Source organism: Devosia sp. Root635 (assembly GCF_001427605.1).
In the GTDB taxonomy this organism is placed as follows: Bacteria; Pseudomonadota; Alphaproteobacteria; order Rhizobiales; family Devosiaceae; genus Devosia.
This window is the reverse complement of sequence record NZ_LMGZ01000011.1, coordinates 1-12,028: the sequence shown is the minus strand read 5'-3', so window position 1 is coordinate 12,028 and position 12,028 is coordinate 1. Positions and strand designations below refer to the sequence as shown.

The window sequence follows — 12,028 nt, the reverse complement described above, 5'->3', positions numbered from 1 at the left end:
TTGGAATCGTGCGGACACCCAGCTTAGCAGCTTGGGGGACCGGCCACAGCGGCTACCCGATCGTCATTCCGCAATTCGCATAATATATATTATGGAACTAAAATGAGTGCAGAAGCCCCAGTTTGGCTGGGCATTGCCCTGCTACAGCGTTTCACCCCATCGCACGACGCCGAAACGCTGTATCAGTCGCCCAGGGCCTCGGCTACCGCCAATTCGGCCATTGCGAGTGCGGCTTCGCGGGTTTTCGCGGCGGCGACGAAACGGCCGTTGTGGCAGAAGCTGGCGCCGGTCACACCGGACGCAGCCTCAAGCTCGCCATTGGTCAGGCCGGCCCAGGCCGCCGGCAGATCGGCGCGTGCCTCAAACCCTTCATCCGAACGGCGGATGGTGGTCAGGCACCAGTCCTTGTCGCGCGGATGCACCACGAACAGCAGGTGATCGGCACCAGCCCTGACGATGGCGGGGCGGAACGGCATGCCCATCGGCAACTCCAGCACGCGCCCCTGCCCGGTCGCCACGATGGCCTGATGCACGATCGTCTCGGCGCGCAGCTTGGCCGCGCTGCGCGCGATTCCGGCCTCGACGAAGCTACGGGCTATGGCCAGCGCAGTGTGGAAGGCCGTGGTTTCGGCATCCGGATCGGTGTCGTCGAAGTCCGGTTTCAGCGTTTCCAGCAGCGATGGCAGCATCAGCCCGGCCAGCGGGCCTGACGGGCTCAGCGCGCCATTGTCCATCAGATCGACTGGCAGCACGAATTTGGTGTCGAAGGACGCGTGCACCGCCTCGATATGCGCCTGGGGAACGTTCGAAGCGGCCAGATATTGCCGGCCATAATGCTTCCAGACCAACCCGAACGAGCTATACGGCTGGCCATCGTCGCGCACCGGCGCGCCGCGCTGGTGGTGGTCGAAAATCCGGGCTTCGGCATCGTAGAGGCCACCCACATCGTAGATGATGCGGTCCATGCCCGGCGTGATCCATTCCGGCGCGCGGCTGCGCTTGATCAGGGCTTGCGGAAAAAGCCGTGTCAGCACAACGCTGGACAGCAGCTCGTCGGCATGGAAGCCACCCGAATGGGTGACGAGAAACTCTGGAATCATGCCGATATGCGCCTTGTTCGTTTGCGGGCAGCCTTACGGGATGACCAGATAGCCGTTGCCGGCCCTCACCTCAACCGCATTCCGGCTCCCCGCACGAATCCGGTGGACAATTTTGACCAATTGGTCAAAGTATTGCCACCGCTGAGCATTGGAGGTCAGGCATGCGCTTCGGTTACAAGGCTTCCGCCGAACAATTCGCCCCCAATACCCTGCTGCGCTTCGCCATCGAAGCGGAACAGGCCGGGTTTGAATCGGTGTTCATCAGCGATCATTTCCAGCCGTGGAAACATACCGACGGCCATGCGCCTTTCGCGCCGGCCTGGATGGCAGCGGCTTTGGCGCGCACGGAAAAGCTGGTGGTCGGAACCTCGGTGCTGACGCCGACATTCCGGCTGCATCCTTCGGTTGTGGCGCATGCTTTCGGCACTTTGGGCGCCATGTTTCCCGAGCGCGTCATCCTGGGCGTCGGTACGGGCGAATCCCTCAACGAAGTGCCGTCCACGGGCATGGTGTGGCCGGAGCTCAAGGAGCGCTCGGCGCGGCTGCGCGAGGCGGTGACGCTGATCCGCCGGCTGTGGAGCGAGGATCGCGTTACTTTCGAGGGCGAATTCTACAAGACGCAGAATGCGACCATCTATGACAAGCCGGACAAGATGGTGCCAATCTACCTGGCCGCCGGTGGCCCGCTCAATGCCAAATATGCCGGGCGCGCGGGCGATGGCTTTATCTGTACCTCCGGCAAGGGGGCGGAGCTCTATGTCGATCAACTGCTGCCCAATGTCGCCATCGGCCGCGCCGAATCCGACCGTGCCGGCCTGCCCTTCGAGCGCATGATCGAGGTGAAAGTATCGTTCGACCCCGATCCCGAACTGGCGCTGAACAATACGCGCGGCTGGGCCGCCCTGTCGCTGACGGCAGAGGAGAAGCATTCGGTAGAAGATCCGGCCGAAATGGAGCGGCTGGCGGCCCAATTGCCCATCGAACGGGTGGCGAAGCGCTGGATCGTCTCCAGCGATCCCGACGCGCATGTGGCGGCCATCAAGACCTATATGGACTATGGCTTCGACCACCTGGTGTTTCACGCGCCGGGCGAGGACCAGAGCCGGTTCATCGCGCTTTATGCCAGCGAAATCCTGCCGCGGCTGCGGGCCCTTGCGCCCGCCGCGAGCGCCGGCTAGGTCACGGCAATGGCAATGCCGCGATATACAGTCTGGGGTGTAACGGGCGTGCCAGAGATCGGTGCGGGCGACGATCTCGTCGCGCTGATCGCCGCGGCCATCGAGGCGTCCGTTGCTGAAGACCCCGATGCCGCCATCAGGGATGGCGACATTCTTGTCATCACCAGCAAGATCGTCTCCAAGGCCGAAGGCATGCAGGTGCCGGTGGCTGATCGCGAAAAGGCCATTGCGCAGGACACCGTCCGCATCGTGGCCGAGCGCGTCCATCCGGGCGGCGTCACCAAGATCGTCGAAACCCGGCATGGACTCATCATGGCGGCGGCTGGCATCGACACATCCAATGTGCCGGACGGCCTGGCTTTGCGCTTGCCGGAAGACCCCGACCGTTCGGCGCGAGCGCTCTGCGCAGGGCTGCGGGAGCGGTTTGGGGTGGCGCTGGGCATCATCGTCACCGATACGCTGGGCCGGCCCTGGCGTGTCGGGCAGACCGACGTGGCCATCGGCGCGGCCGGCATTGTGGTCACCGACGATCTGCGCGGCGGTGTCGATGCCAATGGGCGGCCGCTCAATGTCACCATCACCGTGCTGGCCGATGAACTGGCCGGCGCCGCCGATCTCGTCAAGGGCAAGGCGTCGGGCATTCCCGTCGCCGTGGTGCGCGGCCTCGGCCGGCTGGTAACCGACATCGCGGCGCCCGGCGCCCGTTCACTGGTGCGCTCGGTTGATGACGACATGTTCCGCTTCGGCTCGGCCGAGGCCTATCGGCTGGGCTATGAGGCTGCACAGGCCGAACTGCGCGACCAGCCCGCGCCGCAACCCAAGGCCAAACGCGTCAAACAGGACTGACCCATGCGCCCCCTGCCCTTGTCTCTCAGCCTGGCCATGCTCGCTTTGTCGTCCGGTCACGCGATGGCTCAGACAAGCTACCCGCTCACCCTCGACAATTGCGGCTTCACGCTCACCTTGCCAACCGCACCCCAACGGGTGGTGACCATCAAGTCGACGGCCACCGAAATGCTGCTGGCGCTGGGCCTCGGCAACCGTATCGTCGGCGTCGGCTTCCAGGATGGTCCGGCGCCGGAGCCGTGGACGGCGGAGGCCGCGGCCTTGCCGGTGCTGTCTGACAAGCTGCCGTCGCAGGAAGTGGTGCTCGAGGCCGAGCCGGACCTGGTCTATGGTGGCTGGGAGAGCAATTTTTCTGCCGATGGCGCGGGCGAAAGGCCGAGTTTGGCCGCGCTGGGCGTGGCCGGCTACGTGTCGCCCGCGGCCTGTCGCTCGGTGAAGCCGGCGAAGCTCAGCTTTGATGAGGTGTTTGCCGAGATCGATGAATTGGGCGCGATCTTCGACGTCGCGCCGGCGGCAGCAGCACTGATCGCCGAGCAGCAGGCGGCGCTGGCAGTCATCATGCCGGATACGCGCGGGCTCACCGCACTCTGGTATTCCTCGGGCACCAAGACGCCCTATGTCGGCGCGGGGAGCGGCGCACCGCAGATGATGCTGGAAGCACTCGGGCTGGAAAACATCATGGCCGATGTCGATGACGGCTGGGTATCGGCAAGCTGGGAGGCGGTGGTGGACGCCAACCCCGATGTCATCGTGCTGGTCGACGCCACCTGGAATTCGGCGGAACAGAAAAAGACGCTGCTGGCCGAAAACCCCATCACCGGCCGACTCGATGCGGTGATTCACCAGCGTTACCTCATCGTGCCCTTCCCGGCCTCGGAGGCCGGTGTGCGCAATGTCGGCGCGACGGCCGATATGGCGGCCCAGCTTGCCGGCCTCAGTTTCACGCCGTGAACCGACCGACGTTGGCAGTGCTGGTCCTGAGCCTGCTGGCGCTGCTGCTGGCCAGCCTGGTGCTGGCAGTGACCTTCGGGCCCGCCGATATCGGACCTTTGGAGGTCTGGCAGACCATTGGCTGGCACCTCGGGCTCGTCGCCGAAAACCCGGTCAGCCGGTTGCGCGACGCCATCATCTGGGATCTGCGCCTGCCGCGCGTGCTGGCCGCCGCGGTCGTCGGCGCTGGCCTGGCTCTGTGTGGCGCTGTCATGCAGGCGCTGACCCGCAATCCGCTTGCCGATCCTTATCTGCTGGGACTGTCGTCCGGTGCGTCTCTGGGGGCCGTCGCCTTCCTGCTCGCAGGCGCCGCCCTGCTGATGCCGCTCGGCGCTTTCATCGGCGCGGCAGCGGCGATGGGCCTGACCCTGCTGGTCACCCAGTTGCTGGGCGGGGCCACGCCGACGCGGGCAATCCTGGCCGGCATTTCGATCTCGGCGCTGGCCGCCGCGGCGACGTCATTCCTGATCTTCTGGTCGGCAACCGGCGATTCCTATCGCGAGATCCTGAGCTGGCTCATGGGCTCGCTCAGCGGCGTCGTCTGGCCTGAGGCGCTGCTGGTGCTGGCGGCGCTGGTGCTGGCCGGCCTGCCGGTGCTGCTGTCCGGCCGTTCGCTCGATGCCTTTGCCTTTGGCGATACGGCGGCGGCCACGCTCGGCGTCGATGTGGGCCGGCTGCGCTGGTGGCTGCTCGGCGGCACGGCGCTGCTGACCGGCATACTGGTCTCCATTGGCGGGGCCATCGGCTTCGTCGGACTCATCGTGCCGCATGTAGCGCGGCTGGTGACCGGCTCGCGCCATCGCGCGCTGTTGCCGGTGGCCATGCTGCTGGGCGCCAGTTTCATGGTGTGGACCGATACGGCGGCACGCAGCCTGTTCGAGCCGCGCGAATTGCCGGTCGGCATCATCACCGCATTGCTTGGCGCGCCGATCTTTCTCGGCGTGCTGCTGCGCTACCGGCGGATCACATGAGCGTGGGGCTGGAGGTCAGCGGCGTCGCAGTGCAACTGGGTGGCCGGGCGATTGTCGATGGGATCGACATGGTAGTCCCGGCCGGCAGCGTCACCGGATTGATCGGCCCTAATGGTGCCGGCAAATCCACGCTGCTGCGGGCCATTCTCGGGCTCGTACCCGCCATGGGCTCAGTGAGCTTTTGTGGAACCGACCTCGCCACCCTGCCCCGCCGCGCCCGCGCGCAATTCACCGCCTTTGTCGAACAGAACAGCGAAACCGACGCCCGTCTCACAGCGCGGGAGGCAGTGATGCTCGGCCGCATCCCGTTTCAGTCCGTATGGCAGGCAAGTCCCTCCGCCGATGACCTGTCCCTGGCCGAAGCGGCGCTTGCCGCAGTCGAGATGACCGCTTTCGCCGATCGGCTTTACCAGACATTGTCGGGCGGCGAGCAGCAGCGCATCCAGATCGCCCGCGCGCTGGCACAGCAACCGCGGCTGCTGCTGCTCGACGAGCCCACCAATCACCTCGACGTGCATGCCCAGCTTGCCACGCTCGACCTGCTGCGCCGCCACGCGCAGGCCGGTGCCACCGTGTTGCTGGCTTTGCACGATCTCAATCTCGCCGCCAGCTTTTGCGACTCGCTGGTGGTGCTGCATGGTGGCCGCCCGGTGGCCGCCGGACCGCCGGAATTGGTGCTGACCCCAGCCCTGCTCCGCCAAGTCTATGGCGTCGACGCGACCATATTGCGCCACCCCGGCACCGGCCGTCCGCTCATCGCCTATGACCTGCCCGGCTAAATCGATACCGCCGCGCGATTGCGATTGACAATCACGCGTCGGCAACTCAAAAATTTGATCGACTGGTCAAATTTCGGACGGGAGGCGCTCATGGAATTCGGCATCACCTTCAAGGGCTTCATTGAGCCCGAACGCGCGCGCTATCTGGTGCGCGCCGCCGAATATGCCGGCTTCAGCTATTGCTGGTTCTATGACAGCCACATTCTCTGGCGCGATTGCTACGCCGCCATCGCCATGTGCATGGAACACACCACCGGCATGCGGTTCGGCCCGCTGGTGACCAATCCCGACGTACGCGACTGGTCGGTCGCGGCCTCGATATTCGGTTCGCTCTCCAAGCAATCCGGCGGCCGCTTCGACCTGGCCGTGGGCCGTGGCGACTCGTCCATGCGCGTCATGGGCAAGAAGCCGGCGACGCTGGCGCGGGTGACCGAATTCATCGCCAAGACCCAGGCCATGGTGCGCGGCGAGGAGGTCTCCTATGGCGAAATCCCCGCGGCGGTGAAATTCCCCTGGGCCGTGGGCCACGACATGCCGAGCTGGATCGCCGCCTATGGCCCGCTGGCGCTCAAGACTGCCGGCGAACATGCCGATGGCGTCGTGCTGCAACTGGCCGATCCGGGGCTGTGCAAGTGGTTCACCGACCAGTGCATCAGCGCCGGCAAGGCAGCGGGCAAGGATATGAGCACGTTCCGCTCCATGGCGGCAGCCCCCGCCTATTTTGGCGACAAGGCCCGCGCCATCGAGGCCACCAAATGGTTCCCGGCCATGGTGGGCAACCACGTCGCCGATATCGTCGAGAAATACGGCGCCGACAGCGACCAGATCCCTAAGAGCCTAACCAGCTATATCGAGAAGCGCCGGGGCTACGACTATTCCAAGCACGGCCAGTCGGATAATCCGTTCCTCGATTTCATCACGCCGGACGTGGTGGAGAATTTTTGCGTGCTGGGCGAGCCGGACGACCATATCGCCAAGATGCACGCTCTCCAGGATGCGGGCGTGACGCAGTTCAACATCTATCTCGACAGCGGCGACGAGGAAGAGATCATCGCCAATTACGGGCGGCACGTGATCCCGGCATTTCGTTAGCGGTTGAGGATACGCCCGCTCAACACGTCGATCTGCATGCCGTCGAAGGCCGGGGTGACGTTGTCAGGCGTTTCCGATTCCGTTTGGGCATAGTCGAGATCGATATGCATATTGGTCAGCACCGCCTGTTTCGGCGCCATCCGGGCGATCCATTCCAGCGTTTCGGGCAGGCTCAGGTGGCTCGGATGGGGTGTGGGCCGCAGGGCGTCGATCACCCAGAGGTCGAGGCCGGAAATAGCCTGTAGCGAAGTCTCGGGGAAGCCCGACAGGTCGCAGGAATAGGCGAAATTGGCGGTGCGGAAGCCCAGCGAGGTGATGTTGCCATGGGTCTGCTCGAACACCGTGACGCTGATCGAGCCGCCCGGCCCGTCGATATCGAGCACGTCGCCCGCCGCGATGTCATGGGCGTTGAGAATGGGCGGATAGTCGCTGCCGGGCGGGGAAATGAAGCAATAGCCGAAGGCCTCGCGCAGACGGGCGCCGGTCTCGGCGTCGAAATAGACATCGACGCGGCGGCGATTATGCAGCGCCAGCACGCGCAGGTCGTCTATGCCATGGGTGTGGTCGGCATGGGCGTGGGTGTAGAGCACGGCTTCGACGCGATCCACCCTGGCGGCCAGCAACTGTTCGCGCAGGTCGCAGCCGGTGTCGATCAGGACGCGGGTGGGGATGTCGCTGCCCTCGCTAAACCCTTCCAGTAAAAGAGAACACCTGAGGCGCCGGTTGCGCGGTTCACTGGGGTCGCAGATGCCCCAGACATTGCCGATACGCGGCACGCCGCCGGACGATCCGCAGCCCAGGATGGTGGCTGTTATCCTCTGGGCGGCGGCCATGTCAGAGCCCGGTTTTCGAGAACAGGCGGGCGAAATTGGCGGTGGTTTCCTGGCCGAGCTGTTCGAGACTTATCCCCCGCACCTCGGCGACTTTTTCGGCGGTGTGGCGGACGAAACTGGGCTCGTTGGATTCGCCGCGATGCGGGATCGGGGCGAGATAAGGTGCATCGGTTTCAACGAGATAGCGGTCGGCCGGAACGAATTTGGCGACCTCGCGAATCTCCTCGGCATTCTTGAAAGTGATGATGCCGGAGAAGGAGATATACCCGCCCAGATCAAGGGCGGTGCGAGCCAGATCCGGGCCGGCGGTGAAGCAGTGCAGCAGGAAGGGGAAAGCCCCCTGCCCGGCTTCTTCCCTGAGGATCGCGGCCATGTCGTCGTCGCATTTGCGGCTGTGGATAACCAGTGGAAGACCGGTGATCCGGGCGGCGGCGATATGTCGGCGGAGGCCGGTGGCCTGGGCCTCGCGCGGGGCGTTGTCGTAGAAATAGTCGAGGCCGGCTTCACCGATAGCAACGCAACGGGGATGGGCACTTAGCCGGACAAGATCATCTGTTTGTATATGCAATTCCTCATCGGCGTGATGGGGATGCGTGCCGACCGAGCACCAGACGTTCGCAAAACGTTCTGCCAGCGCGGCATATGTGGAAAACTTTTCAACATGCGTGGATATCGTCACCATGCCGGTGACGCCGGCCGCTTCGGCGCGGGCCATGACGCCGTCGATATCGCTGGCCAGGGAATCGAAATCGAGGTGGCAATGGCTGTCGATCAACATCTTTATTCGGCCTTGCGCTCGAGGCGGGCGAAGACGCCCTGCGGTAGCGGAAGGGGCGTATTGGTTAGCAGACTGTTAGCATTGAGCGCCGCAGCGAGTGAACGCTGATCACCCGGAACGGCCAACTGGTCGAGCAGGCGCGATGCCGATGCCGGCACGAAAGCCTGCATGGGAATGGCCAGCCGGCGAACCGTATCAGCCGTGACATAGAGGACGGTGGCCATGCGGGCCGGATCGGTCTTTTTCAGCGCCCAGGGCTCCTGCCCTGCGAAGTAGTTGTTGGCCGAGCTCAGCGCTGCGATGAGCGCGCCCGTCGCCTCATGCACCAGTTGCTCGTCCATGGCCTTCTGCGCGGCCTCGATGGCCTCGGTGACTTCGGCTATGAGCGCCTGGTCGGCCTCGGTCAACGCGCCCGGCTGGGGCACTTTGGCGTCGCAGTTCTTGTTGATCATCGACAGCGAGCGCTGGGCCAGGTTGCCGAGATTGTTGGCGAGGTCGGCGTTGACGCGATTGATCAGCTTTTCATTGCTGTAGTCGCCGTCATTGCCGAAGGAGACTTCGCGCAGGAAGAAGTAGCGCACGGCGTCGGCGCCGAATTCGTCGACCAGATGGAAGGGATCGATGACATTGCCCAGCGACTTGCTCATCTTCTGGCCATCGACGGTCAGGAAGCCATGGGCGAAGACGCGGTGCTGCACGTCGATGCCAGCACTCATCAGGAAAGCGGGCCAGTAGACGGTGTGGAAGCGGATGATGTCCTTGCCGATGACATGCAGGTCGGCCGGCCAGAACTTTTTGAACAGCGCGCTGGCTTCGTCGGGGAAGCCGACGCCGGTGATGTAGTTGGTCAGGGCATCGACCCAGACATACATGACATGGCCGGGCGCGCCGGGCACCGGAATGCCCCAGTCGAAGGTGGTGCGCGAGATGGAGAGGTCCTGCAACCCGCCCTTCACGAAGGAGATGATTTCGTTGCGGCGTTCCTTGGGCGCGATGAAATCGGGATTGGATTCGTAAAGGTCGAGCAGCTTTTGCTGGTAGGCCGAGAGGCGGAAGAAATAGGTCGGCTCTTCCACCCAGGTAACTTCAGCGCCGGAGGGGGCAAACTTCTTGCCGTCCTTGTCGGTCAGCTCGTCTTCGTCGAAATAGGCTTCGTCGCGCACCGAATACCAGCCCTTGTAGGTGGACTGGAAAATGTCGCCGTTGTTGCTGGCGGCCATCTTGTTCCAGATCGCCTGGCTGGATTCGTGATGGCGCTGCTCGGTGGTACGGATGAAATCGTCGTTGGAAATCTCGAGGACTTCGGCCAGGCGGCGGAATTCGGCGGCGTTGCGGTCGGCCAGCTCGCGCGGCGTTACGCCCTGCGCAGCGGCGGTCTGCACCATCTTGATGCCGTGCTCGTCGGTGCCGGTGAGGAAGTAGACCTCCCTGCCCTCAAGGCGCTTCCAGCGGGCAATGGCGTCGGTGGCAATCATCTCATAGGCGTGGCCGATATGGGGCGCGCCGTTGGGATAGGAGATTGCAGTCGTGACGTAGAAGGGCTTGGCGGTCATTGGAGCTCGGATGGAACGGTCGTGGCTACATGCTTCCTGATCGCATCGAAAATGGCGACAAGCGTCTGTTTCATATCCAGATTGATGCTGTCGGCCTCGGCGAAGAGGGCGTGTGCCTTGTCCCATAGCTCGTTGGCCGAGGCAAGGCGCATGCGGGAATGCGGTTGCATGGCGGCATTGCGGGCCTCGTCGGCCATCCAGTCGTCGAGCATTTCGCGGGCGAAGCTGAGTTCGGGGCTTTGCGTGTCGGCGCCAAGGGCATCGGCCAGTTGCAGGGCGACGCCGGCGGGATGCTGGGCCGGGTTGACCAGCCAGGCCTGCAGGGCGCCGAGCGCGGAGTCCGGCTCCAGCGCCAGCGTCTCGAAGGCGCGGCGGGGGCGGCCACCGGAAAGGCTTATGGCGCGGTCGAGTTCGGCCTGGCCGAGGGCGGCGTCGTGTTCCTGCAGGATAGCGCGGACATCGCCTGACGCGACCGGGCGCAGGGCCAGGTTATGGCAGCGCGACTTGATGGTGGGCAGCAACTGGCCGGGGCGATGGGAGATCAGCAGGAAGATGGTGTCGGCGGGGGGCTCTTCCAGCGTCTTGAGCAGGGCATTGGCGGCCGAAGGATTGCAATCGTCGATACTGTCGATGATGGCGACGCGGTGTCCCGCCCTGCCCCGGGTATGGTGCAGGCTGTCGCGCAGGTCCCTGATGTCCTCGACACGGATGACGGTATAGAAGCCCTTGCTGTCCTTGGGACGGCGGCGCAGCAGGAAAAGGTTGGGATGGGACATGGCCCCCACCTGTTCCTCGACGCGGTGGGCATCCTCGTCGCCGGTAGCGGTGAGAATGGCGGCGGCCATTTCGAAGGCGAAGGTCGCCTTGCCGATGCCCTGCGGGCCATGCAGCAGAATGGCGCCCGGCAGGCGATGCTCTGCCAACTGATTGAGGATGGCGGCGCGCTGCGCTTCGTGGCCGCGCGCGCGCTGGCGGCGTTCGGGCAGCGCGATGTCCTCAAGGGCGTCGGGATCGGTCACGCCTGGGACCCGCGCAGCAGTTCGGGGAAGCGCTGGGTGACGGCTTCCCAGATGGCGGCTTCTAATGCGTCTTCGGACTGGGCAGCCGAGATGACGACGCAGCGGTCGGGATTGTCGCGCGCGATGGCCAGGAAGCCGTCGCGCAGCTTCTTGTGCCACTCGAGCTCTTCCTTCTCGAAGCGGTCGCCGGTCAGCGCCAGCCCGTCCTCGATGGCGCGTTCGGCCACGCGCTTGAAGGCGGCTTCGGGGTCCATGTCGAGGATGATGGTGAGGTCGGGCGCATGTCCGTCCAGCGCCAGGGATTCGAGGCCGGCAATGAGCTTGTCGTCGACGCCACCGGTCAGGCCCTGATAGGCGCGGGTGGAATCGTGGAACCGGTCGGACAGAACCCAGGTGCCGTTGCTCAGGTTGGGGGCGATGAGTTGGTTGACATGGTCAAGCCGGGCCGCGGCGAAGAGCACCGCTTCGGCGCCCGGCCCCCAGCTTTCCGACCGCCCCTGCAGGATGAAGGAGCGGATGGCCTCGGCCTTGGGCGTGCCACCGGGTTCGCGGGTGCGCACGGCCTCGATATCATGCCGCTGCAGGTTTTGCAGCAGGCGCTTGACCTGGGTGGATTTGCCGACGCCTTCGCCACCTTCGAAGGTGATGAAGCGGGCGCGGCTGGCTTTGGAAGTCGGTGCCTCTTGCAACATGTCTTCCGGCTCAATTGTCTCGATCGGATCACGCCCACCGGCCGTCACCCTCGGGCTTGACCCGAGGGCTATGCACTTGCGGTGCGCTCGTCAAGTGAAGAGCCCTCGGGTCAAGCAACTGTCGATTGTTTGACGATAGCATTGAGGATGGTGATGAACTTTCTCATTGCAGCGTTGATGGCGAGTTTGAAGGGTTT

The 12,028-nt window shown here is 64.5% G+C and carries 12 protein-coding genes; 6 read left to right on the top strand and 6 right to left on the bottom strand.

The features are described 5' to 3' along the window. Positions 1 to 182: 182 nt before the first annotated feature. A complete protein-coding gene (locus ASD80_RS06380; RefSeq protein ID WP_056230514.1) occupies positions 183 to 1,100 on the bottom strand; it encodes an MYG1 family protein in 918 nt (305 codons plus the stop codon). A gap of 161 nt (positions 1,101 to 1,261) precedes the next feature. Here ASD80_RS06380 and fgd point away from each other — a divergent pair, with 161 nt between their 5' ends. From fgd to ASD80_RS06350, 6 genes are all read left to right on the top strand, one after another. Continuing rightward, positions 1,262 to 2,278 carry a glucose-6-phosphate dehydrogenase (coenzyme-F420) gene (gene fgd, locus ASD80_RS06375; protein WP_056230512.1) on the top strand — a complete coding sequence of 339 codons (1,017 nt, stop codon included), beginning with the start codon at positions 1,262 to 1,264 and terminating at the stop codon, positions 2,276 to 2,278. Between the two features lie 15 nt (positions 2,279 to 2,293). After that, the gene (cofE, locus tag ASD80_RS06370; RefSeq protein ID WP_156460360.1) at positions 2,294 to 3,124 is read left to right on the top strand and encodes a coenzyme F420-0:L-glutamate ligase; all 831 of its coding nucleotides are present in this window, start codon (positions 2,294 to 2,296) and stop codon (positions 3,122 to 3,124) included. A gap of 3 nt (positions 3,125 to 3,127) precedes the next feature. Further along, positions 3,128 to 4,075: a putative F420-0 ABC transporter substrate-binding protein gene (locus ASD80_RS06365; protein ID WP_056230508.1), complete on the top strand. Its 948-nt coding sequence runs from the start codon at positions 3,128 to 3,130 to the stop codon at positions 4,073 to 4,075. Positions 4,076 to 4,092: 17 nt separating this feature from the next. Then, positions 4,093 to 5,085 (top strand): putative F420-0 ABC transporter permease subunit, encoded by a 993-nt coding sequence (locus ASD80_RS06360; RefSeq protein WP_244488953.1) that lies wholly within the window; start codon positions 4,093 to 4,095, stop codon positions 5,083 to 5,085. Continuing rightward, the gene (locus ASD80_RS06355) at positions 5,082 to 5,864 is read left to right on the top strand and encodes an ABC transporter ATP-binding protein (RefSeq protein ID WP_056230504.1); all 783 of its coding nucleotides are present in this window, start codon (positions 5,082 to 5,084) and stop codon (positions 5,862 to 5,864) included. The genes ASD80_RS06360 and ASD80_RS06355 overlap by 4 nt, the downstream gene beginning before the upstream one ends. Positions 5,865 to 5,954: 90 nt before the next feature. After that, the gene (locus ASD80_RS06350; protein WP_056230502.1) at positions 5,955 to 6,956 is read left to right on the top strand and encodes a TIGR03842 family LLM class F420-dependent oxidoreductase; all 1,002 of its coding nucleotides are present in this window, start codon (positions 5,955 to 5,957) and stop codon (positions 6,954 to 6,956) included. Here ASD80_RS06350 and ASD80_RS06345 read toward each other — a convergent pair. From ASD80_RS06345 to tmk, 5 genes are read right to left on the bottom strand one after another with little or no spacing between them, the layout of a single operon-like run. Next, on the bottom strand, positions 6,953 to 7,789 hold the full coding sequence (locus ASD80_RS06345) for an MBL fold metallo-hydrolase (RefSeq protein ID WP_056230500.1): 837 nt from the start codon (positions 7,787 to 7,789) through the stop codon (positions 6,953 to 6,955). The genes ASD80_RS06350 and ASD80_RS06345 overlap by 4 nt on opposite strands. 1 nt (position 7,790) lies before the next feature. Continuing rightward, complete coding sequence (locus ASD80_RS06340) at positions 7,791 to 8,567, bottom strand: TatD family hydrolase (protein ID WP_056230498.1); 777 nt, start codon at positions 8,565 to 8,567, stop codon at positions 7,791 to 7,793. Positions 8,568 to 8,569: 2 nt separating this feature from the next. After that, positions 8,570 to 10,120, bottom strand: coding sequence for a methionine--tRNA ligase (gene metG, locus ASD80_RS06335; protein ID WP_056230496.1), 1,551 nt, complete (start codon positions 10,118 to 10,120; stop codon positions 8,570 to 8,572). Then, on the bottom strand, positions 10,117 to 11,139 hold the full coding sequence (locus ASD80_RS06330) for an AAA family ATPase (protein ID WP_056230495.1): 1,023 nt from the start codon (positions 11,137 to 11,139) through the stop codon (positions 10,117 to 10,119). The genes metG and ASD80_RS06330 overlap by 4 nt, the downstream gene beginning before the upstream one ends. Further along, on the bottom strand, positions 11,136 to 11,831 hold the full coding sequence (gene tmk, locus ASD80_RS06325) for a dTMP kinase (RefSeq protein ID WP_056230493.1): 696 nt from the start codon (positions 11,829 to 11,831) through the stop codon (positions 11,136 to 11,138). Before tmk ends, ASD80_RS06330 begins: the two co-directional genes overlap by 4 nt. Between the last annotated feature and the right edge of the window lie 197 nt (positions 11,832 to 12,028).

Excerpts from the sequence above, each read along its gene's own strand:
- ASD80_RS06380 (WP_056230514.1), bottom strand. The coding sequence starts at position 1,100 with ATGATTCCAGAGTTTCTCGTCACCCATTCGGGTGGCTTCCATGCCGAC.
- cofE (WP_156460360.1), top strand. The coding sequence starts at position 2,294 with ATGCCGCGATATACAGTCTGGGGTGTAACGGGCGTGCCAGAGATCGGT.
- ASD80_RS06355 (WP_056230504.1), top strand. The coding sequence starts at position 5,082 with ATGAGCGTGGGGCTGGAGGTCAGCGGCGTCGCAGTGCAACTGGGTGGC.
- metG (WP_056230496.1), bottom strand. The coding sequence starts at position 10,120 with ATGACCGCCAAGCCCTTCTACGTCACGACTGCAATCTCCTATCCCAAC.
- ASD80_RS06350 (WP_056230502.1), top strand. The coding sequence starts at position 5,955 with ATGGAATTCGGCATCACCTTCAAGGGCTTCATTGAGCCCGAACGCGCG.
- ASD80_RS06365 (WP_056230508.1), top strand. The coding sequence starts at position 3,128 with ATGCGCCCCCTGCCCTTGTCTCTCAGCCTGGCCATGCTCGCTTTGTCG.
- ASD80_RS06345 (WP_056230500.1), bottom strand. The coding sequence starts at position 7,789 with ATGGCCGCCGCCCAGAGGATAACAGCCACCATCCTGGGCTGCGGATCG.
- ASD80_RS06340 (WP_056230498.1), bottom strand. The coding sequence starts at position 8,567 with ATGTTGATCGACAGCCATTGCCACCTCGATTTCGATTCCCTGGCCAGC.
- fgd (WP_056230512.1), top strand. The coding sequence starts at position 1,262 with ATGCGCTTCGGTTACAAGGCTTCCGCCGAACAATTCGCCCCCAATACC.
- tmk (WP_056230493.1), bottom strand. The coding sequence starts at position 11,831 with ATGTTGCAAGAGGCACCGACTTCCAAAGCCAGCCGCGCCCGCTTCATC.